Genomic DNA, 21,727 nt, shown 5'->3' on the forward strand with positions numbered 1-21,727 from the left:
CCGAGCTCTGAGCCAACCGGGTCCGGAGATGCGGCGGCAAGCGACCAAAGTCGGGCGCGACCCTGATTTCCCGCCCCCGAGGAGGATCATGGCCGGGGTCGCTCACGCCCCGGCCAGAACCAGTGCCCCCGCGGAACCGGCCCTCGCCGCAACCCGCCCCCCGCCACAACCCAGCCCTTGGCTAGAACCAAGCCCTTCGCTAGAACCAGCCCTTTGCTAGAACTACTTGTTACTGACCAGTAGCATGGACGTATCGAGTCCACTCAATCCCTTGGAGAAGGAGGGGCCATCGTGCCGCGAACTGCCCGCGATGTCGTGTTTGTCGACGGGGTCCGCACCCCGTTCGGCAAGTCTGGCAAGGGCCTCTACGCCGAGACGCGCGCCGACGACCTGGTCGTCCGCGTGATCCGCGAACTGATGCGCCGCAACCCCGGTCTGCCGGCCGAGCGCATCGACGAGGTCGCCATCGCCGCCACCACCCAGATCGGCGACCAGGGCCTGACGATCGGGCGTAGCGCCGCGATCCTCGCCGGGCTGCCGCGCAGCGTCCCCGGCTACGCCATCGACCGCATGTGCGCCGGCGCGCTCACGGCCGTCACCACCTCCGGCGCGGGCATCGCCTTCGGCGCCTACGACGTGGTCATCGCGGGCGGCGTCGAGCACATGGGACGCCACCCCATGGGCGAGGGCGTCGACCCCAACCCGCGCTTCCTGTCAGAGAAGCTCGTGGACCCCTCCGCGCTGGTCATGGGCAACACCGCCGAGAACCTGCACGACAGGTACCCGAGCATCACCAAGGAGCGCGCCGACGCCTACGCGGTGCGCAGCCAGGAGAAGGTCGCCAAGGCCTACGCCGACGGCAAGATCCAGCCCGACCTGGTCGAGGTCCTGGTGCGCTCCCTGGAGAAGGGCTACGGCCTGGCCACCCAGGACGAGCCGCCGCGGCCCGGCACCACCATGGAATCGCTGGCGGGCCTGAAGACCCCGTTCCGCGCGCACGGCAACGTGACGCCCGGCAACGCGGCGGGCCTCAACGACGGCGCCACCGGCGCCATCCTGGCCGCCGAGGACGTGGCCGAGGAGCTGGGCCTGGGCGCGCGGATGCGCCTGGTGGACTTCTCCTTCGCCGGTGTGGAGCCCGAGGTCATGGGCGTGGGCCCGGTCCCGGCCACCGAGAAGCTGTTCGCCCGCCAGGGCATCTCGATGGACGACATCGGCCTCATCGAGATCAACGAGGCCTTCGCCGTGCAGGTGCTGGCCTTCCTGGAGCACTTCGGGCTGGCCGACGACGACGCCCGCGTCAACCCGTGGGGCGGCGCCATCGCCCTCGGCCACCCGCTGGCCTCCTCCGGCGTGCGCCTGATGATGCAGCTCGCGCGCCAGTTCGCCGAGCGCCCCGACGTGCGCTACGGCCTGACCACCATGTGCGTCGGCATGGGCATGGGCGGAACCGTCCTGTGGGAGAACACCAACTACGAGGGGGGCAAGTGAGCACCGCCATCGAGCAGGCACAGGAGCTGTTCAGCGACGAGGTCGTCACCAAGGCGATCTCCCGTGACGTCGAGCTCCCCTACGGAGCGGGCACCGCGGTCCTCATCACGCTGGACAACGGGCACGACCACACCCGGCCCAACACCTTCGGACCCGGCGGTCTGCTGAGCCTGGACGCGGCGATCGAGGCCGCCAGGGAGCGCACCGACATCGTGGCCGTGGCCGTCACCGGCAAGCCCTTCATCTTCGCCGTGGGCGCGGACCTGAGCGGCGTACCGGCGATCCAGACCCGCGAGCAGGCGCACGCCATCGGCAAGCTGGGCCACGACGTGTTCCGCAAGCTCGGCGAGCTGGACGTGCCGACCTTCGCACTGGTCAACGGCGCGGCCATGGGCGGTGGCCTGGAGCTGGCGCTGCACTGCACCTACCGGACCATCTCCTCGGGCGTGCCCGCGGTCGCCCTGCCCGAGACCTTCCTGGGCCTGGTGCCCGGCTGGGGCGGGACCTACCTGCTGCCGAACCTCATCGGCGCGGAGAAGGCCCTCAAGCTCATCATCGACAACCCGCTCGCCCAGAACAAGATGACCAAGGGCGCGAAGGCCTTCGAGCTGGGCATCGCCGACGCGATGTTCGAGCCCGCCGACTTCGTGGAGGAGTCGCTGCGCTGGGCCGCCAGGGTCGTCAAGGGCGAGGTCACCGTCGAGCGCCCCGAGGTCGACAGGGGCGAGGCCTGGGACCAGGCGGTCAACATGGCCCGCTTCACCGTCGAGGGCAAGCTGCACGGCGCCGCCCCGGCGCCCGTGCGCGCGGTCGAGCTGGTCGCCGAGGCCGGGAACCGGACCCGTGACGAGGGCTTCGCCGCCGAGGACGAGGCGCTGGCCGACCTCATCATGAGCGAGGAGCTCAAGGCCGGGCTGTACGCCTTCGACCTGGTGCAGAAGCGCGCCAAGCGGCCCGCCGGCGCCCCGGACACGTCGCTGGCCCGCAAGGTCACCAAGGTCGGCGTGGTCGGCGCCGGTCTGATGGCCGGGCAGCTGGCGCTGCTGTTCGCCCGCCGCCTGGACGTGCCCGTGGTCCTGACCGACCTGGACCAGGAGCGCCTGGACAGGGGTGTGGACTACGTCCACGGCGAGGTCGACAAGCTCCTGGGCAAGGGCCGGATCGACAACGACAAGGCCAACCGCCTCAAGGCCCTCGTGACCGGCTCCCTGACCAAGGACGCCTTCTCCGACGCCGACTTCGTCATCGAGGCCGTGTTCGAGAAGATGGAGGTCAAGAAGCAGGTCTTCGCCGAGGTGGAGGCCGTGGTCTCCCCCGAGGCGATCCTGGCCACCAACACCTCCTCGCTGTCGGTCACCGAGATGGCCTCCGAGCTCAGGCACCCCGAGCGGGTCGTGGGCTTCCACTTCTTCAACCCGGTCGCGGTCCTGCCGCTGCTGGAGATCGTGCGCGGCGAGAAGACCGACGAGGCCGCGCTGGCCACGGCCTTCGCCACCGCCAAGAAGCTGAAGAAGACCGCGGTGCTGTGCAAGGACGCCCCGGCGTTCGTGGTCAACCGCCTGCTCACCCTGTTCATGGGCGAGGTGCTGGGCGCCGTCGGCGAGGGCACCGAGCCCGAGGTGGCCGACCGCGCGGTGGCGCCCCTGGGCCTGCCGATGTCGCCGCTGATGCTGCTGCAGCTGGTGGGTCCGGCGGTCGCGCTGCACGTGTCCGAGACCCTGCACGAGGCCTTCCCGGACCGCTTCGCGGTCTCCGAGCAGCTGGCCGAGATCGTCAGGGCGGGCAAGACGGCCATCTTCGCCCCCGACTTCACGATCGACCCGGAGGTGCGCGAGCTCTTCGTCGGCGGCGACAACCCGTCCGAGGAGAGCCAGATCCTGGACCGGGCGCTGCGCGCGCTGGCCCGGGAGATCCGCATCATGCTGGACGAGGGCGTGGTGGCCGAGGCCGCCGACATCGACCTGTGCCTGATCGCCGGCGCGGGCTGGCCCTTCCACACGGGCGGCATCACCCCGTACCTGGACCGGTCCGGCGTGTCCGAGGCCGTGAACGGCAAGCGGTTCCACGAAGGAGCCCCGAAGGCGCTGTAGCCCTTCCCCCGGCGGGCCCGGCATCCACCCGGATGCCGGGCCCGCCGCGTGCGTTCAGCGGGCGGCGGAGGCCGCGACGGCACCGGCGGGCAGCATCCCGTGCTGGCGGTACCAGGCGCCCATGGCGGCCACGGTCTCGGCCACGGGGCGGAACCGCACCCCCAGGTCGCTCCGGGCCAGTTCCGAGGAGATGTTGCGGGCGTCGCCCTCGCGCAGCACGCGCACACCGGCGCGGGTGGCGGTCGGCTCGCCGCCGCGCACGCGGGCCTGGAACTCCATGAGCGAGGCGGCGGCCATCGCCAGGCCCGCCGGGACGGCGCGGGGGGCGCGGGCGCCCGTCTCGGCGGCGGCCGCGCCCACCAGGGCGGGCAGCGACCGCTTCTCCCCGGCCACCACGTAGCGGTCGTGGCCGCCCGTGCGCGCGGCGGCCACGCACGCGAGGGCCACGTCACGGGCGTCGACGACGTAGTTGGACAGGCGGGGCACCGCCTTCACCCGTCCCCTGGCCACGTCGAGGAAGAGTCGCCCGGCGGAGGTGGGACCGGCGTCGCCCGGGCCCCACATCCACCCGGGCAGGACCGTGGCGACCGGGGTGGAGCCGGTGCGGCCGGAGCGGACCATCTCCGCCACCGCCCCCTCGGCGCGGATTTTGCTGGAGGGGTAGCACTGTGAGGTCGGCAGGTCGGCGAACCGGTCCGGGGGCGGGGTGGACTCGTCTGCGGGCCGCTCGGGGCCGCGCAGGGCCAGCGTGTTGACGGAGCTGGTGTGGACGAACACCGGCACCCCGGCCTCGGCGGCCCCGGCCAGGACCAGCTCGGTGCCGCGCACGTTCACCCGCTCCAGGGGTTCGGTCAGGCTGGGGTCCTGGAAGTACTCCCGGAAGTAGGCCGCGGTGTGGAAGACCTCGTCCACCCCCGCGAACAGCGGCCGGTAGGAGTCGGGCTCGGTCACGTCCCCGGCGGCCACCCGCAGGCGGGGGTCCTCGGGCAGGAGCCGGCGGGCGCGGTCGGTGTCGCGGACGAGGGCGACGACCTCCTGGTCCAGGCTGAGCAGCAGGCGCACGAGGTTGCCGCCGAGCAGGCCGGTCGCGCCGGTGACCAGGGCCCGTCCGCGCGCGGGGAGCTCCGGGGCGTGGGCGTCCGTCATCGTTTCACTCCCAAACTATATAATTCTAGGATTGTCTGCAGTTCTGTACTACTGAGTGAGGGTGACCGAGATGGAGAACGCGGCCGGGTGGGACACCCCCATGTGGCACACGACCGGTTTCCGACTGATCAAGCTGGGCGAACTGGCCCAGGCGGCCACCGCGGCGGTCTTCGCGCCCCAGCAGATCACCTCCCGGCAGTTCCACGTGCTCTCGGCCGCCGCGTCGATGCCCACCCCCTCCCAGAAGGAGCTGAGCCGGGTGCTGGGGGTGGACCCCAACGTGATGGTCGGCCTGATCGACGACCTGGAGGAGCAGGGCCTGGCCAGGCGGGAGCGCAACCCCCGGGACCGCAGGCGGTACATCGTGACGCCGACGGAGAAGGCCGAGCGCATCCTGGAGGAGGCGCGCCGGAGCGTGGCCCGGGCCGAGGAGGAGTTCTTCGCCGCCCTGTCGGAGCAGGAGGTGGCCGTGCTGCACGAGCTGTCGGGCCGCCTGCTCACCTCCCACCCCCGGGTGACCAAGTACGAGTAGCGGGGCGCGTCGGGGGCCGCGCGCGGCCCCCGACGCGCCCTCACTCGGAGAGGCCGAAGCGGGCGTGCAGGCGCCGCAGCGGTCCGGGCGCCCACCAGTTGGCCCGTCCGGCCAGCCGCATGAAGACCGGCACCAGGACCGCGCGGATGAGGGTGGCGTCGACCAGGATCACCACGGCCATGCCGACCGCCAGCATCATCAGGTACAGCACGTCCGAGACGGCGTAGGTGGCGAAGGACGCGGCGAGGATGACCGCCGCCGCCGTGACGAGCGGGCCGCTGCGCTGGAGACCGGCCGCCACGGCCCCGGTGTTGTCCCCGGTCAGGTCGTACTCCTCCTTGATCCGGGACATCATGAACACCTCGTAGTCCATGGACAGGCCGAAGGCGATGCAGAACATCAGGATGGGGAAGGTGGTCTCCAGGGTGCCGTTGGCGGTGAAGCCCAGCAGGCCCGACAGGTTGCCCTCCTGGAAGATCCACACCATCACGCCGAACATCACCGCCAGGCTCAGCACGTTGAGCACGATGGCCTTGGCGGGCAGCAGCAGGCTCCCGGTCATGAGGAACAGGATCACGAAGGTGACCGCCAGGATGAGCCCGAACACCAGCGGCACCTGGCCGAGCAGGGCCTCGCGGAAGTCGGTCAGGTCGGCCGGGTAGCCGCCGATCTCGGTGTCGGCCGGCGCGGGCACCTCGCGGATCCGCTCGATGAGGTCCTCCGCGTCGTCGAGGGCCCCGGCGGTGGGCACCGCGGACAGCCAGGTGGCCTCGGCCGAACCGAAGCGCTCCTCGGCCCCGGGTTCGGGGCCGTCCACCCGCTGGCCGTCCACGAACCGCCCGGTCAGGGCGTCAACCTGGAAGACGCCCTCCACCGAGGACAGGTCGGCGGCGTAGGCGTCGATGGCCCCGGCGCCGGCCTCCCCGCCGGGCAGGTCCACCAGCACCTGGACGGCGTCCATCTCCTCCTGGGCGAAGCCCGTCTCGATCTGGTCCTGCACGTCGCGGCTGGAGTTGCCGGGGGGCAGCACCCGCGCGTCGGGCAGCCCGAAGTTGAGGCCCACCGCCGGCGCGGCCAGCACCAGCACCACGGCCAGCGCGGGCAGGCCCCACAGCAGGGGTCGGCGCATCATCCGCAGTGCCGTGGAGTGCCACCAGCCGCTGTCGGGGGCGGGCTCGCGCCGGGGGCGCACCCGGTGGCCGACCAGGGCCAGGGCCGCGGGCAGGATGACCAGGGCGGCGAAGACCGAGGTCAGCACGGTGCCCACACCCGCGTAGGCGAAGGACTGCAGGAAGGGGAAGGGGAAGAGCAGCAGGCACGACAGGGCGACCGCGACGGTCAGGCCGCTGAACAGGACGGTGCGCCCGGCGCGGGAGACGGCCGCGGTGACCGCCTCGGGCACCGCGGCGCCCCGCGCGAGCTCCTCGCGGAAGCGGTTGATGACGAACAGGCTGTAGTCCACGCCCAGGCCCACGCCCATCACCAGGGTGAGGTTGGCGGCGAAGGTGGACACGTCGGTCAGGTAGGTGAACCCGCGCAGCAGGGCGAGCGTGGCCACCACCGAGAAGAGGCCCATGCCCAGGGTCAGCGCGGCCACGGAGATCCTGCGGTAGATGAGGACCAGGAGCACGAACACCAGGGGGAAGATGATCGCCTCGGCGAGCAGGAAGTCGGCCTGCGCCTGCCGGGCGGCCTGCCGGAAGACCTCGTCGCCGCCGCCGACCTCCACCCGCATGACCTCGTCCTCGCGGGTGAAGTCCGGGGAGATGTCGCCGAGCGCGGTGCGCGCCTCGGTGACGGTGCCCGACATCCGCACGGTGATGATCGCCTGGGTGCCGTCCTCGGAGCGCATCGCCGGCGAACCGCCGCGCCCCCAGTAGGAGGCGGTCTCGGCCACGCCCTCCCGGGAGGCCAGTTCCCGCTCCAGCGCGGTGGCCGCCGCCTCCACCTCGGGGTCGTCCACCGTGCCCTGCTGGGCGGTGACCAGGAGGAGGAAGTGGTGCTTGCCGGTGCCGAACCCCTCCTCCAGGCGCTGCTCGACCCGAAGCGACTCCGAGCCGGGGCTCTCGAAGCGGCTGAGCAGCAGCCGGTCCATGGTGCCCGCCGCCAGGACCAGGGAGACCAGGAGGAGGACGACACTGGCCAGGATCACCCGGCCCGGGCGTCGGGCCAGCACCGCGCCGAGCCGGGTGAGCAGCGGCGGTCTGCCCGGCGGCGCCCCCCGCGGGTCGGGGGGTGAGGTGGTCGTCGGTGTCGTGGCCATGGTGCTCTCGCCTTTCGGGGTCAACGGGTGGGGGCGTGCCGGTCCATCCACGCGGCAGCCGTGTCGTACAGGAGCTCGGAGCCGGCGTCGACGGTGACGAAGTGTCCGGCGTCGGCCAGTGTGGTCTCGGTGACCTCGGGGCTGGAGGTGAACAGCCCCGGGTAGCCCTCGACCCCCTGGCGCAGCACGTCGTGGGCGCCGAAGACGAGGTGGACCGGGACGTCGATCTCACCGACCAGGCCGAGGTCGTAGAGGATGGCCATGGGCTCGGAGACCATGACCCCGCAGGGGTTGCGGCCCCAGTGCGCCTCGACCGCGGAGACCACGGCGGGGTCGGCGCGGGCGCCCAGGCCGCCGTCCAGGAAGTCCTCCAGGGTGGGGTCGAAGTGGACGTAGCCGCGGGGGTCGCCGGGCCGGCCGTGCTCCTCGCCCCCCTCCAGGCAGGTCTGGTAGGCGGTGAGGAAGCGCCGGTTGGTGTCGTCGGTGATGCCGACGGCCGCCCAGCCGGTGAGCAGCAGGCCGTCCACCCCGCCGAAGGAGACCGCGGCGGTCTCGGCGACCAGGGCGCCGCTGGAGTGGCCGCCCATGACCACGGTGTCGAAGGGGACGGGGTCGCCCTCCTCCACCGTGTACCCGCCCGCGCGCAGCTGCTCGACCACCTGGTGGGCGATGTCGGCGTGGGCACCGCTGCAGCTGGCGAAGCCGTCGGGGATGTCGCTGGACCCGTAACCGAGCCGGTCGATGGTGACCGAGGCGTGTCCGCGCGCGGCCAGCTCGTGGACGTAGTTGCGGCCCGGCACGTCCAGGCGCCAGATCCACTCGCCGGTGTTGGTGCCGTGGACCAGCAGGGCCACGGCTGGCGCGTCGGCCTCCAGCACCTCCTCGGGCGCGGTCAGGTGGCCGCGGACGGTGTACTCGCGCCCGTCGGCGGAACACTGGCCGCGGGTGCGGTTGACGTTGTCGATGGTGAACTCCACGGGGACGTCCACGACCCCCTCGGGCGGGGCGGCGGGCGCTCCGACCGGGGCGGGTGCCGCCGCGGGTTCCGCCTCGGGCGCCCGTGCCCCGGGGGAGGCGGCGGCGGTCCCCGTCAGGGGGCCCGAAGCGGCGAGGGAGGCGGCCAGGACGGCCGCGGCCAGCCGGAGTCGGCGGTGCATCGGGGCTCCTTGGCGTGCGCGGGTCACCGTTCCCCCAACCAGTCGGCGAGGGCCTCGCGCAGCGCGGGCGCCCCCGGTTCCAGGACGAGGTAGTGGCCCGCGTCGTCGACGGTGACGACCTCGGTGTCGGCGGCCGAGGTCAGGAGCGCGGCGTGCTCCTCTCCCCCGGCCACCCGGGTGTCGCGCCCGCCGAAGGCGAGCAGGACGGGGACGTCGATCCGGTCCAGGGACCGCATGTCGGTGGCCAGGGCCTCCACCTGGGTGCCCAGGTCCCCGCAGGGGGTGCGGTCCTGCAGCGGCGCGGCGAGCGCGGCCGTCTCCCCGGAGGGGTCGTGGAAGTTGGCCCGGGTGTAGGAGGTGGCGCCGACGTCGACGTAGGCGTATCCGGCCGGATCGGCGGTGTCGGGGTCGGGCGGTCCCGCTCCGGCGCCGGCGGGCACCCCGCCCTGCATGCAGGCGGCCAGGCCGCCGAAGAAGCGGGCGTTGGCCCGGTCGGTGAGGCCGGTGCCGCTCCAGGCCATGAGGACCAGGGCGTCGGGGGCCCGGTCGCCCTCGAAGGAGTAGGCGGTGATCTGGGCGATCTGGGCGCCGCTGTGGTGTCCGGCCAGGGTGACGTGGTCGAAGGCGGGCGCCGGCGCGCCGGAGGGGTCGGCGGCGGTGTAGTCGCCCGCGCGCAGACGGGCGATGATCTGGGCGGTCATGTCGGCCTGGCTGCCCAGGCACATGGCCATGCCGTCGGGGCGGTCGCTGGCGCCGTAGCCCAGGCGGTCCAGGGTGAGTGAGGCCTGGCCCAGCAGGGCCATCTCCTCGGCGTGGTGCAGCCCGGGCGCGTCCAGGCGCCAGAACCACTCCCCCGCCGCCTGGCCGTGCTGGTAGAGCGTGACGCGGGGGTCCTCCGCGTCGAGGGCCCCGCGCGGCGCGGTCAGGTGGCCGCGCACGGTGTACTCGCCCCCGTCGCTGTTGCACGGCAGGTCGGAGCGGTTGGTGTTGGTGACGGTGAAGGAGACCGGGAGGTCGACGATGCCGGCCTCGGCCATGCGCCGGGCGGTGGCCTCGGCTCGCTCCTCGGGGGTGGGCGCGGGCCCGGCGGCGGGTCCGGTGCCGCCGTCCGGTGCCAGTACGAGCACGGCGGTGAGGCAGGCGGCCGCCGCGACCGCCGCGGCGCCCAGGACGCTCCTAGTCGTGGGCATGGGCCACCTCCGTGTTCGTCCCGGCGCGGTCGGTGGAGGGCTCCCCGTCCGGCCGCGCGGGCGGCGGGGCGGCGGGAGCGGGGGCGCGGGCGGGTTCGGCGGCCCCCTCGCCCAGGGCGGAGTCGAAGGCCCGGTGGAACCGGCGCAGGGGCGCGGGGGCCCACCAGGTGGCGCGCCCGGTCATGCGCAGGACCGAGGGAACCAGGAGGCAGCGAACGACGGTGGCGTCGGCCACGACGGCCAGGGCCACCCCCCAGCCGAGCATCATCGTGTTGGTGACGCGGGAGGCGCCGATGGCGAACAGGACGACCGCGAGGGTGACGGCGGCGGCGGTGACGACGCCGCCGGTGCGCCGCAGTCCGAGTTCGACGGCGGTGCGGTGGTCGCCCGTGCGGTCGTACTCCTCGCGCATCCGGGCCAGGAGGAAGACCCCGTAGTCCATGGACAGGCCGAAGGCGATGCAGAACATGAGCACCGGCAGGGCCGTGTCGATGAACCCGGTGGGGGTGAACCCGAGCGGACCGCTGAGGTTGCCGTCCTGGAAGACCCAGACCACGGCGCCGAACATGGCGGTCAGGCTCAGGGCGTTGAAGAGCACCGACAGCACCGGCAGGAGGACGCTGCCGGTGAGCAGGTAGACCAGGACCAGCATTCCGGCCACCACGGCGGTCAGCGCGAGGGGCAGCTGCTCGGCGATGGCGCTCTGGGCGTCCACGACGGCGGCGGCCTGGCCGGAGACCGAGGTCTCCAGGGGGGTGTCCACCGCGCGGACGGCGCGGACCAGGTCTTGGCTCTGGGGGGAGACGTCCTCCACCGCGGCGTCGGGGACGACCTGGAGGTAGGACAGCTCCTCGGACTCGCGCAGGGCGTCCACGGGGGTCCGGTCCCGGACCGGGTCGCCGTCGGCGTACACGCCGAGCGGGGAGCGGACCTCGTCGACGTTCTCCAGCAGGGACAGCGCGGCGGCGTAGGACGCCAGCCGTCCGGTGTCGGTCTCCTCGGGCGGACTGTGCACGAGGACGTCGACCACGCCGGTGGCGGCGGGGTCGAAGTCCTGCCGGATGGCGTCCATGACCTGCCGTGACTCCGTCCCGGCGGGCAGCTGGCGGTCGTCGGCCATACCGAACTCCACCCGCAGGAAGGGCAGCCCGGCCACGACCAGGACGACGAGGGCGAGGAGGGCGAAGACGGGGGCGCGCCCCATGACCAGGCGGGTGAGGCGGCGCCAGCGCAGGTCGGCCGCCTCCTCCGGGGAGGGGCCCCGGCGGCGCAGCGGGCGGCGCGGGTCCAGGGCGTTGACGCGGTGGCCGAGCAGGGTGAGCACGGCCGGGAGCACCAGCAGGGAGGTCAGGGCGGCCAGGACCACGACGGTCACGCCCGCGTAGGCGAAGGAGCGCAGGAAGTAGAGGGGGAAGAGGAGCATCGCGGCCAGCGCGGCGCAGATGGCCAGGGCGGAGAAGACGACGGTGCGCCCGGCGGTGCGGACGGTGACGGCGGTGGCGGCGGGCGGGTCGGCTCCGGCGGCCAGCTCCGCCCGGAACCGGCGCACCATGAGCAGGGCGTAGTCGATGGCCAGGCCCAGGCCCAGGGCGATGGTCAGGCTCTGCGCGAAGACGGACACGTCGGTGAGCCCCGCCACCACCCACAGCACGGCGTTGGTGCCGATGATGGCGACCACGCCGACCACGAGCGGCAGGACGGCCGAGACGACGCTGCCGTAGACCCACACCAGGATGAGCAGGGTCAGGGGCAGGGCGATCACCTCCGCACGCACCAGGTCCTCGGCGATGGTGGTCTCGATGTCGTTGAGGACGGCGGTCTGGCCGCCGACTCTGACGGTGAGGGGGCCGTGGTCGCCGCCGTAGCGCTCGGCCAGCTCGGCCGCGGCGATCCCGGCCTCGGCCTCGGTGCCGCCCAGGTGGGCGGCGATCAGGGCGCGGGTGCCGTCGTGGGACTTGAGGGCGTCGGCGCCGGTCTGCCAGTAGGAGGTGACGCCGGTGACGCCCTCCTCGTAGGCCAGGCCCTCGGCCAGCCCGAGTCCCTGGCGGGCGGCCTCGCGGTCGTCCACCCCGGCCTCGGACTCCACCAGCAGGATCAGGTTGGGGCGGCTGTCGGGGAAGTGCTCCTCCAGGAGGCGGCCCGCGAGGGCCGACTCCGAGCCCGGGTCCTCGGTGCCCTGGCCCGCGCGGAGCCGGTCGGCCACGCCGGAGCCGAGCACCGCGGCGGCGACCACCGCGAGCAGTGCGACGGCCAGGACCCACCGGGGCCGGCGCGTGGTCAGCGCGGTCAGCGCGTCGAGCATCGTGTCACCCCCCTCCTCGGTGCGCGCGCGGGACCGCGGGCGGCGGCCGCGGTCAGGCTGCCGCCGCCCGTCGTGTCCTCGTCGCCACGGTACAGTAGAAGCATGTGACGATCATTCTCTCAGATAGTATTGTTCACATATCATTTACGTGGTGGTCCGCTCGGCCACGGGAAGCGGGGCCGCGGCCGCGAAGTCGCGCGCGCTCCAGGCGGGGTCGGACAGGTCGGCGACCGCGGAGACCACGCCGTCGGGGCGCACGTGGACCACCCACTCCCCCCGCACGGCGGACTCGGGGCGGGCCGCGGCCGGGCCGTCGGCGTTCTCGGGCGCCCGCGAGCACAGCCGCAGGACGTCCACGTCACCGGCCACGCCGTCGCGCAGCCGCGCCGCGGCCTCGGCCGCCGCGGGCGAGTCGCCTCCGACCAGCAGCACGTGCCGCCCGGAGGCCAGGTAGTCGTGCAGGCTCCCGGCCCCGGTCCCGGCCAGGGGGACCAGAGCGGCGTCGCCGATCCGCCTGCCGGGCAGCGCCGCGCCCACCGCGTCTCGGGCCCGCCAGCCGGAGGGGGGCGGGGTGACGGCGGGACTGTCGCGCAGGTCCGGGGAGATCTGCGCCAGCTGCGGGACCAGCCGCCGCTCCAGTAGCCCCGACGCCGAGAGCAGCCGCATGAGGGTGTCGCGCACCCGCCGGGCCAGCGGTGCCCGCACCATCCACATGCGGGTCTGCTGGTCGGCGCTGCGCACCACAGCACGCGCGGTGGGGCGGCGTTCGAGCGGGTAGCTCTCCAGCAGCCCCTCCGGGGCCCCGCGCAGCACCGCGGCCAGTTTCCACCCCAGGTCGAAGCCGTCCTGGATGCCGGTGTTGAGCCCCTGGCCGCCCGCCGGACTGTGCAGGTGGGCGGCGTCCCCGGCGAGAAGCACGCGCCCGCGCCGGAACTCGCGCGCCACCCGGGCGTGCACCCGGAAGCGGCTGCGCCACCACACCTCCTCGATGCGCAGGCCCGCCGGTCCGCGCTCGGCCAGCAGGCGGGCGAGCAACGCGTCGTCGGGCGGCTCGGCGCTCCCGTCCGGCTCGGTGTCGAAGAAGACGCGGTGGCCGCCGCCGGGCAGGGGCACGATCACCAGCACCCCGTCGGGCGTCAGGTGGTACTGCGCCTCCCGGCGCGGGACGGGTCCGCTGACCACGCCGTCGCTGAGCAGGAACGTGCGGTCGTAGGTGTCGCCCTCGAAGGCCACGCCCAGGGACTCGCGGACCGCGCTGCGGCTGCCGTCGGCGGCCACCACCCAGGGGACGGCGACCTCCTCGCGCGTGTCGGGGGCGCCGGCCGGGCCCAGGACCACCCGGACCCCCGCCCCGGCGGGGGCCGCCGAGTGGACGCGGGTGGACCACTCGACGGATCCGCCGAGGGCGAGGAGGCGGTCGTACAGCGCCTGTTCCGTACCGGGCTGGGGCAGGCAGACCGGGCCGGGGAAGGCCGTGTCCGGCAGGCCTCCGAAGCGCACCCCGCCGATCTTGCGCCCCTGGGAGAAGTAGGAGGCCGACTCCAGGGGCAGGGACTGGCGCACCACCGCCTCGTGGACGCCGAGCCTGCGCAGGACCTCCAGCGCGCCGCTCCAGAGGATGAGCGCCTTGGGCTCCTCGGCCACCCCCGCGCGGCGTTCGACCACGCGGCAGGAGACCCCGTTCTGGAGCAGGGTGCAGGCGGCGGTGAGCCCGGTGGGCCCGGCGCCGACCACGAGCACCGGGGGGTGCGGACCGGGCGCGCTCACCGCGGGCCCCCGGCCACTCGTCCGGGTTTGGCCGCCCCGGCGAGTACCTCGGTGAGCTCGGCCATCGCCTGGGCGGTGTCCCGGAAGCGGACCGTGGCCATGCCCAGCCGGGCGGCGGGCTCCAGGTTGGCCTCCAGGTCGTCCACGAACAGGCAGCGCTCGGCGGGCAGGCCGAGCCGGTCCAGGAGGCGCCGGTAGATCTCGGGGTCGGGCTTGCGCACGCCCTCGTGCGCGGAGTTGACCACCACCTCGAACAGGTCGTCGGCGGGGATCGTGGCCCGCCACAGCGGCTCCCACTCCAGCACGTTGTTGGTGAGCAGGGCCAGGCGGTAGCCGTCCGCGCCCAGTCCGCGCAGGAACTCGGCGAACTCGGCGTTGCCGGTACGCCCGGCGAACCAGAGCTCGCCGAAGGTCCGCCCCTCGGGCAGCGCCCGGGCGCCCTCGGGGAGCTCCGCGCTGATCTGCGCGACGAGGTCGGCCTCGGGAATCGCCCCGATCTCCAGCAGCGCCATGGGGTCGGCGCCGTGGCGGGCGGCCGCGGCGCCCATCGCGGTGAGGATGTCGGCGGCGGTCAGACCCGCGGAGGCGGCGAAGTGCTCCAGGGTCTCGATGAGCGGGTTGGTGAGCACGCCGCCGTAGTCGCACACGACGGCCTCGATCCGGTTCAGGTCCACTGGGCCACCTCGATCCGGAAGGTGCTGCCGGTGCTGCCCTGCTGCACGACGCGCACGTCCGCGGCGGCGACCGGGCCGAAGCGCTCGTCGGCGCGGAAGGGGGCCAGGTCGGCCTCGACCACGGAGACGAGGTCGTTCTCGGAGAAGGAGGAGAAGTGGGCCTCCACCGAGACCGGGACGAGCGTGGCCGGGTCCAGGCCGCTGGAGCGCGCCACGGAGGCCACGACCAGCTGGCGGGCCGCCTCGATGAGGAGGTTGCCGGGCAGGTGGTCCAGCGGGTGGTCGAACAGGTGCGGGTGGTTGTGGTCGGGGACCACGGTGGCACGCCACCCGTCCTCGCCGCGCTGGACGGGTTCGGTGATGACGACGTTGCGCGCGTCGCGCCTGCCCACGACGGCCGGCGGGGCGGGGACCGCGCGGGGCGCCGCGGCGGCGCTCCAGTCCAGGGACCTGCGGCCCTTGGCGCGCAGGGCCTGGTAGGTGGGTTTGGCGAGGAAGACGAGCGCGCCCGTCGCCCGGGCCACCTGGCCGCCGTTGAGGAACACGTCACCGCGGAAGTCGTAGCCGCGCAGCCGCCCGGCCTGGTTGCGGTACAGGTCGGCGTCGGTGCGCACGAGCACGCGTGCGGGCTCGGGGCCCTGGCGCAGGCCCTCCAGGTCGGTGATGTGCAGCGATATCCGCTGCATGATGAAGGCCCGGTCCATGGGCACGTCCAGGTGCCGGTGAGAGATGAGCACACCGGTCTGGCGGCAGTCCTCCAGCAGCAGGGGCAGGTCGTAGGCGGGCGCCTCCAGCATGACGTGGCCGCGGGGCAGCTGGGCCGCGACCTCGAAGACGCTTTCACCGGTCTGCCGGGAGTCGGTGACGAAGACCTCCGAGACGGCGCTGCGGTGCACCAGGCCCCGGGGGACGGTCGCGTCGTAGTCGAGCTCGCGGGTGCCCGCGTCCTCCGGGTCCAGCCCCGCGAGGGAATCCGCGCCGGGCCGGGTCGCGGTGTCCACCGCGGCCGGGGCCTCCTGCGCGCTGACGGTCGTACGGTTCATCGTTTCCCTTTCGTTCACGCCCCCGCGATTCAGGGATCGGGTTCCATAAGGGATCGGACCCCTCCGAGGGAGGGAAATCCGCGTCGGGCGTACGGTCACCGAGTATCAATACCGCCCCGGAAGCGGACCTGAAGCGAACCTGAAGACCAATCGCGAAAATAGTTCACATATTTCCTCGCGAGCCTGGATCAACTGCGCAAACGCACGTGCAATTCATCTCCGGCCTTGATCATCGGCGAACTGTGACTATCGCCACAAGCGACGGCTTCGACCCTGTCGGCGGCACCGCAGGCTGGGCAACCGCATCTTCCGACGTCGGAGCGAAACCCGCTCACTACGGACCGCCATAACCTGCGTGTTTATGATCGACTCACCGAGCAGGGCGCGCTCGCGCACCACATCGACCCCGCACGTCACCCCGGGAAGGGCCTGCCGGCACCCGAGTCACAAAAACACCAGGTCTTAAGAAATCAGACAAAGCCGACGCCAGGGGAAAACCAGCCGGAAAGGCTCCGGAATGCACAGAGCACACCACCGAGTGACCAGCACCGTGGCGGTCCTGGGAGAATTGACGGTCACCGACGGCAGCCGTGTCCTTCCGTTGGGGGCTCCCCGGCAGCAAGCCGTACTCGCCGCGCTGGCCCTCAACGCCAACCAGACCCTGACCACACAGCGCATCATCGGCATGGTCTGGGGGCCCCGTCCCCCCGCCTACGCCGTCAACCTCGTCCACAAGTACGTGTCCGGCCTGCGCCGCTCCCTGGCCGCCCTGCCCGCGCACCAGCGGGTCAGCATCGACAACGGGGGCGGCGGCTACCGACTGGCGGCCGGCCCCGACCAGGTGGACCTGTCCCTGTTCCACACCCACGTCAACGCCGCGCGCGACCTGCGCGAGAGCGGTGACAAGGAGGGTGCGGCGCACGCGTTCGCCCGAGCCCTGGAGCTGTGGCGGGGCCCCCTCCTCGGCGAGCTGCCCGGCCCGGCCTTCGACGACGAACGCGAGTTCATGGAGACCGTCCGTCTGGTGGTGCTGGAGGAGTACGCCGCCCTGAGCATCGCGGTCGGGCGCCACCAGGAGGTCACCGACCAGTTGCGCGACGCCCTGCGCAGCCACCCCCTGGAGGAGAACCTGGCCAGGATGCTGATCCTGGCCCTGTACCGGTCGGGCCGCACCGCCGAGGCGGTGCGCGTCTACCAGCGCCTGTCCACGCGCATGCTGGGCGAGCTCAACATGCCGCCCCGCCCGGAGCTCAACGACCTGTACCAGGCGATCCGGCGCCACGCCCCCCCTGCCCACGACGCACGCCTGAGCCCCGCGCGCCGGAGCACCGGGGCTCACGCGGGTGCCCGGCCCGCCCTCGGACAGGGCGGGCCGGGCACCCCTCACCGGGTCCCGCGCGGGGCCGCGGACGGGCCCGGGGCGGGGGCCGTGCGCGGCCTCCCCCGCCCGGAGGAGGTCAGACCCCAGCCGGAACGCGCCGCCGCTCCCCCTCGGCGACGGTGCCGGGCACCTCGTCCTCCCCGCCGCCCTCGGAGATCCCGATCCGGTCGTGCAACCAGCGCAGCGGGCGGGGCAGCCACCAGTTGGCGCCGCCGAGCAGGCGCATCGTGGCGGGCACCATCACCGCGCGGACCAGGGTGGCGTCCACCAGCACCGCGATGGCCAGGCCGATCCCGATGATCTTCAGGAAGAGCAGGCCCGAGGTACCCATGGCCAGCAGCACCACCATGAGCAGGATCGCCGCGCTGGTGATGATCTGGCCCGTGTGCTGCAGCCCGGCCGCCACCGACCGGGTGTTGTCGCCGGTGCGCAGGTACTCCTCCCGCACGCGGCTGAGCAGGAACAGCTCGTAGTCCATCGCCAGGCCGAAGGCGACGATGGTGATCAGCACCAGGTAGGTGGGGTCGATCGTGCCCACGGCGTCGAAGCCCAGCAGCCCGGAGAGGGCGCCCTCCTGGAAGCCCCAGACGACCACGCCCAGGGAGGCGCCCAGGGACAGCGCGCCCATGAGCACCGCCTTGAGCGGCAGCACCACCGAGCCGAAGGCCAGGAAGAGCAGGAGCAGCGTGGCCCCGGCGATGAAGCCGACCGTCACGGGGGTCGCGTCCACGATCGCCGCCACGTTGTCCTGCTGCATGGCGGCCACCCCGCCGACCAGGGCCTCCTCGGCGCCCTCGGGCAGCGGCGCGTCGCGCACGTCGCGGACCAGTCCGGCGACCTCCGGGGAGTCGGAGGCGCCTCCGTAGGCGACCATGACGTGGGCGACCCCGTCCCCGGTGCGCTCGACCCGGGCCAGGGAGGCCTCGGGGAGGTCCCCCAGGCGTTCGGCGTACTCCTCCAGGTCGGCCTCCCCCACCTGACCGAGCACGGCGACGTGGATCCGGCCCAGGCCGCCGCCGGGGAAGTCCTCCGTGACCGCCTCGGTGGCGATCCGGCTCTCGGCGTCGGCGGGCAGGTAGCGCTGGTCGGTGGAGCCGAGCGCGGTCGCGGACAGCCCTGAGCTGAAGACGAGCAGGACGGCGCCGACCGCGACCAGGGACACGGCCGGGCCGCGCATGACGGTGCGCGCCAGCCGGAACCAGGTCCCGGCGCCGTCGTGCACGGCGCCGGTGACCGTGCGGTGCGGCAGGGGAAGCCGCAGGCGGTTGATCCGGTGGCCGACCACGGACATGAGCGCGGGCAGGAACAGCAGCGCGGCGAGCAGGTCGAACAGCACGACCGCGATACCGCCCCAGCCGATGGACTTGAGGATGGGCTGGGGGAAGAAGAGCAGTCCGGCGAAGGCGATGCCGACGGTGATCCCGGAGAAGGCGACGGTGCGCCCGGCGGTGTCGACGGTGCGCGCGACGGCCGCCCCCACCCCCCGGCCGCGACCCAGCTCCTCGCGGAAGCGGCTGACCATGAACAGGCCGTAGTCGATGGCCAGCCCCAGGCCCAGGATGGTGGCGACGTTGACCGCGAACACCGACACCTCGGTGACGTGGGTCAGGGCGCGCAGCATCGTCAGCGAGCCGAGGATGGCCAGGCCCCCGACGGCGAGCGGGACCAGGCCCGCGACGAGTCCGCCGAAGATCACCACGAGCAGGAGCAGCAGGACCGGCAGGGTCACGAGTTCGGCGCGGACGATGTCGCCCTCGGCAGTCTCCGTCAGCTCGTGCTCGATGGCCAGCGTGCCGCCCAGGTGCACCTCCAGATTGCTGGAGGACAGGTGCTCGGCGACCTCCCCGTACTGCTGGAGGCGTTCGGCGTGGGTCCGTCCGCTCAGGGTGACGGGGACGTAGACCGCGTGCATGTCCTCGGACACGAGCATGCCGCGCTCGGTCTCGCTGAGCTCCTCGTCCAGGTAGAGGTCGAAGTCGGCGACGGTGTCGGGCATCCCGTCCGCGACGCGCTGGACGGCCGCGGCGAAGGTCGGGTTGTCCACCCGCAGCTCCTCGCTGCGATACACGGCGACGACGTCGACGTCGTCGTGGCCGAGCTCCTCCTCCAGGACGCGGGTGGCCCGCGCGGACTCGGAGCCGGGATCCTCGAACCCGCTGTCGCTGACGTCGGAGAAGACCCCCGAGCCCCAGACCGCGGCGAAGACGGCGAAGAGGGCGGTGGCGGTCAGCACCGCCCAGCGGAAGCGGTGCATCCCCCGACCGATCCGCCCGAAAAGCCCCGTATGCGTCGGCATAAGCCGCTCCTCCAGGAAACAGGCTTCATGTCTGTTAACGGCGTTTGCTAACGGCGTTCACTAAAGCGTGCAGGCGTTACGATGTCAACATCGCCGACGAGGACCGCGGCGCCCGGACCGGGCGCCTGAGACGGGGTGTGCCGCAGCAGATGACGAAACCGCAGCTGGACCTGGGTGCCGCGCAGCCGACCCGCCGCGAGCGTGTGCGCGAGGCCACACTCGCGGAGATCAAGCAGATCGCCCGCAACCACCTGGTCGAGCACGGGACGGGCGGGGTGTCCCTGCGCGCCGTCGCCCGGGAGATGGGCATGACCGCCCCGGGGCTGTACCGCTACGTCTCGGGCATCGACGCGCTGCTGGTGCTGATCACCGCGGACATGTTCCAGGAGCTGGCCGACGCGGTGGCCGCCGCCGACGCCAGCGTGCCCGCGGACGACACCGACCTGCGCATCCTCACCTCGCTGCGCGCCTTCCGCTCCTGGGCGGTCACGCACCGGGCCGAGTTCGCCACGATGTTCGGACCACACGTGCGCCTGGCCCCGGAGACCGACATCACGCCGGCGGTGGAGGCCGGGCGGCGCTTCGGCGCGACCTTCTACACGCTCTTCGACCGGCTGCTGTCGGAGGAGCGCTTCCCGCTGCCCGACGGGGACCGCGTCTCCCCCCAGCTCGCCCGTGAGCTGCGGGCCTTCGCCGACACCTGCGGCTTCTCGGCGCCGCACATCCCGGTGGAGGCGGTGATGGTGCTCAGCTCGTGCTGGGTGCGCCTGTACGGGGTGGTGTCCATGGAGGTGTTCGAGCACCTGAACTTCGTGATGCGCGACATGGAACCACTCTTCGAGTCCGAGCTTCGAAGCATACTGACAGGCCTGGGCGTGCGTTACCTGCCACCGGAAAGTAGCGCTTCGGTTACCACAGGTACACCCGATTAAGCCCCATACTGGTGGTCTGTGACTCTTGCCGGATTCTTCGCAGGGACATCCGGCACAGCCCAGCGTGCGGCAGCACGATAGCGAGGACGGACCCGTGGAGAACCGACCCGACGGTGAGCGGGAGGAGGGCCAGACCCCCCGCCCCGAACAACCCGGCCCCGCGCACGCCCACCCCGACGGTGCCCCCGCCCGTCCCCCGGGCGCCACCGGCCCCGAGTACGGCCGGTCCGGCCCCGCCACCGGGCAGTGGCCCCCGGTCTACCCACCGCCTCCGGCCTACCCGCCGCCCCCGGGCCCGCACGCCGGTCCCCCCGCGTCCCGCCCCCAGCCCCCGGGCCACCCCGGTCAGGCCGCCAACCGCCCCCACGCCCCGGGCGGCGCACCCCCGCCCCCTCGCGCCACCGGCGCGTGGGCCGCCGCGGCGCCCGTGTACACCCCCCACCCCGGCGCCCATCCGCCGCCCGGCCCCTGGGGCCACCCCTTTCCCCGGCAGCTCCACCCCGGGCCCTGGGGGCCGCCGCCCCAGCCGCCGCGCCGCCGCGGCCTCGGCGTGCTGGTGGGGTCCTCCCTGGCCGCCGTGGTCGCCCTGGTGGCCCTGGCCGCGAGCATCCTCATGGTCGCCACCACCCCCCGCGAGGAGCCCCGCACCACCGGCACCGACCTGTCCGCCCTCTACGACCAGCGGCTGACGGCCCGGCCCAACGAGGTGGAGGTCGACCTGGTCGGCCACCCCCTCTACGGCGCGGCCGTACCCGAGCGGATCGACTGTCCGATCCCCGAGCTCGACATGGGCTCGGACGCGTCCTGGGAGGAGTTCGCCTCCGCCGCCGGGGGCTGCCTGGACGAGCTGTGGAGCCCGGTGATGGCGGAACTGGGCCTGCTCGGCGAGACCCCCGAGTGGACCGTCACCGACGTCTCCCCCGACGACGACAACGAGGACGGCTACACGCTCGCCTACTACGAGAGCGACTACACCCGCATCACCGTCGTGCTGCCCAACGTGCGCCAGCTGGGCGCCCAGATCCCCGCGGGCGAACGCGAGGACGTCTGGCTCGCCCTCATGGGCCACGAGTACGGCCACCACGTCCAGCACGTCACCGGCATCCTCGACATCTCCCACGACCTGCGCTGGAACGCCGGGAGCCTGGACGAGGAGCTGGACACGGTCCGCCGCACCGAACTGCAGGCCGAGTGCATGGCGGGGGTGGGCCTGCGCGGGATCACCGGCGCCGACCCGGACGCGCTGGAGGCGGTCAACGCCAACTTCAACACCGGCGGCGACCTGGACACGCACGGCAGCGCCGGAAACCGGGCGTACTGGCTGGAGCAGGGCTGGACGGAGCCGACCGTCGGCGCCTGCAACACCTACGGAGCCGACCCCGACCGGGTGAGCTAGCGGCGGGCGCGTGCCGGCCGGTCACCGCGCGGGGGTTCGGCCGCGGGCACCGCGCCGGCCGGGCCCC

At 73.4% G+C, this 21,727-nt stretch carries 14 protein-coding genes and 1 pseudogene; 6 read left to right on the forward strand and 9 right to left on the reverse strand.

The window, feature by feature from the left end:
• Positions 1 to 291 precede the first annotated feature (291 nt).
• Together FYW95_RS07520 and FYW95_RS07525 are read left to right on the forward strand one after the other, a co-directional pair.
• Positions 292 to 1,491: a thiolase family protein gene (locus FYW95_RS07520; RefSeq protein WP_159943820.1), complete on the forward strand. Its 1,200-nt coding sequence runs from the start codon at positions 292 to 294 to the stop codon at positions 1,489 to 1,491.
• Positions 1,488 to 3,581: a 3-hydroxyacyl-CoA dehydrogenase NAD-binding domain-containing protein gene (locus tag FYW95_RS07525; RefSeq protein WP_160050199.1), complete on the forward strand. Its 2,094-nt coding sequence runs from the start codon at positions 1,488 to 1,490 to the stop codon at positions 3,579 to 3,581. Before FYW95_RS07520 ends, FYW95_RS07525 begins: the two co-directional genes overlap by 4 nt.
• Positions 3,582 to 3,635: 54 nt before the next feature.
• Here FYW95_RS07525 and FYW95_RS07530 read toward each other — a convergent pair whose 3' ends face one another.
• Entirely contained in the window at positions 3,636 to 4,727 is a 1,092-nt protein-coding gene (locus FYW95_RS07530) for an NAD-dependent epimerase/dehydratase family protein (protein WP_160050200.1), read from the reverse strand.
• Positions 4,728 to 4,797: 70 nt separating this feature from the next.
• Here FYW95_RS07530 and FYW95_RS07535 point away from each other — a divergent pair, with 70 nt between their 5' ends.
• Positions 4,798 to 5,259: a MarR family winged helix-turn-helix transcriptional regulator gene (locus tag FYW95_RS07535; protein ID WP_159943848.1), complete on the forward strand. Its 462-nt coding sequence runs from the start codon at positions 4,798 to 4,800 to the stop codon at positions 5,257 to 5,259.
• 40 nt (positions 5,260 to 5,299) lie between these two features.
• Here the strand turns inward: FYW95_RS07535 and FYW95_RS07540 are convergent, their stop codons facing one another.
• The 7 genes from FYW95_RS07540 to FYW95_RS07570 all read right to left on the reverse strand — a co-directional run bounded on the left by FYW95_RS07540 (position 5,300) and on the right by FYW95_RS07570 (position 15,655).
• Positions 5,300 to 7,522, reverse strand: coding sequence for an MMPL family transporter (locus FYW95_RS07540; protein ID WP_159943817.1), 2,223 nt, complete (start codon positions 7,520 to 7,522; stop codon positions 5,300 to 5,302).
• A 20-nt stretch (positions 7,523 to 7,542) separates the two neighbouring features.
• Positions 7,543 to 8,679, reverse strand: a complete 1,137-nt coding sequence (locus FYW95_RS07545) for an alpha/beta fold hydrolase (protein WP_160050201.1) — start codon at positions 8,677 to 8,679, stop codon at positions 7,543 to 7,545.
• 23 nt (positions 8,680 to 8,702) lie between these two features.
• Entirely contained in the window at positions 8,703 to 9,869 is a 1,167-nt protein-coding gene (locus FYW95_RS07550; protein ID WP_160050202.1) for an alpha/beta fold hydrolase, read from the reverse strand.
• The gene (locus FYW95_RS07555; protein WP_159943814.1) at positions 9,856 to 12,171 is read right to left on the reverse strand and encodes an MMPL family transporter; all 2,316 of its coding nucleotides are present in this window, start codon (positions 12,169 to 12,171) and stop codon (positions 9,856 to 9,858) included. The genes FYW95_RS07550 and FYW95_RS07555 overlap by 14 nt, the downstream gene beginning before the upstream one ends.
• A 144-nt stretch (positions 12,172 to 12,315) precedes the next feature.
• Positions 12,316 to 13,938: an FAD-dependent monooxygenase gene (locus FYW95_RS07560; RefSeq protein WP_159943813.1), complete on the reverse strand. Its 1,623-nt coding sequence runs from the start codon at positions 13,936 to 13,938 to the stop codon at positions 12,316 to 12,318.
• Positions 13,935 to 14,612 (reverse strand): HAD family hydrolase, encoded by a 678-nt coding sequence (locus tag FYW95_RS07565; RefSeq protein WP_160050203.1) that lies wholly within the window; start codon positions 14,610 to 14,612, stop codon positions 13,935 to 13,937. The genes FYW95_RS07560 and FYW95_RS07565 overlap by 4 nt, the downstream gene beginning before the upstream one ends.
• On the reverse strand, positions 14,603 to 15,655 hold the full coding sequence (locus FYW95_RS07570) for a ScbA/BarX family gamma-butyrolactone biosynthesis protein (protein WP_160050204.1): 1,053 nt from the start codon (positions 15,653 to 15,655) through the stop codon (positions 14,603 to 14,605). The genes FYW95_RS07565 and FYW95_RS07570 overlap by 10 nt, the downstream gene beginning before the upstream one ends.
• A 517-nt stretch (positions 15,656 to 16,172) precedes the next feature.
• Here FYW95_RS07570 and FYW95_RS28070 point away from each other — a divergent pair.
• A pseudogene (locus FYW95_RS28070) lies at positions 16,173 to 16,919 on the forward strand (BTAD domain-containing putative transcriptional regulator); the annotation flags it as partial.
• A gap of 193 nt (positions 16,920 to 17,112) precedes the next feature.
• On the opposite strand, the gene FYW95_RS28075 reads toward FYW95_RS28070, so the two are convergent.
• Positions 17,113 to 19,332: an MMPL family transporter gene (locus tag FYW95_RS28075; RefSeq protein ID WP_159943809.1), complete on the reverse strand. Its 2,220-nt coding sequence runs from the start codon at positions 19,330 to 19,332 to the stop codon at positions 17,113 to 17,115.
• A 149-nt stretch (positions 19,333 to 19,481) separates the two neighbouring features.
• Between FYW95_RS28075 and FYW95_RS07585 the strand changes: the two genes are divergently transcribed.
• Together FYW95_RS07585 and FYW95_RS28850 are read left to right on the forward strand one after the other, a co-directional pair.
• A complete protein-coding gene (locus FYW95_RS07585) occupies positions 19,482 to 20,264 on the forward strand; it encodes a TetR/AcrR family transcriptional regulator (protein WP_159943808.1) in 783 nt (260 codons plus the stop codon).
• Between the two features lie 94 nt (positions 20,265 to 20,358).
• A complete protein-coding gene (locus FYW95_RS28850; RefSeq protein WP_159943807.1) occupies positions 20,359 to 21,660 on the forward strand; it encodes a neutral zinc metallopeptidase in 1,302 nt (433 codons plus the stop codon).
• Positions 21,661 to 21,727: the final 67 nt, after the last annotated feature.

The organism is Nocardiopsis sp. FR4 (genome assembly GCF_009830945.1).
Classification (GTDB): domain Bacteria; phylum Actinomycetota; class Actinomycetes; order Streptosporangiales; family Streptosporangiaceae; genus Nocardiopsis.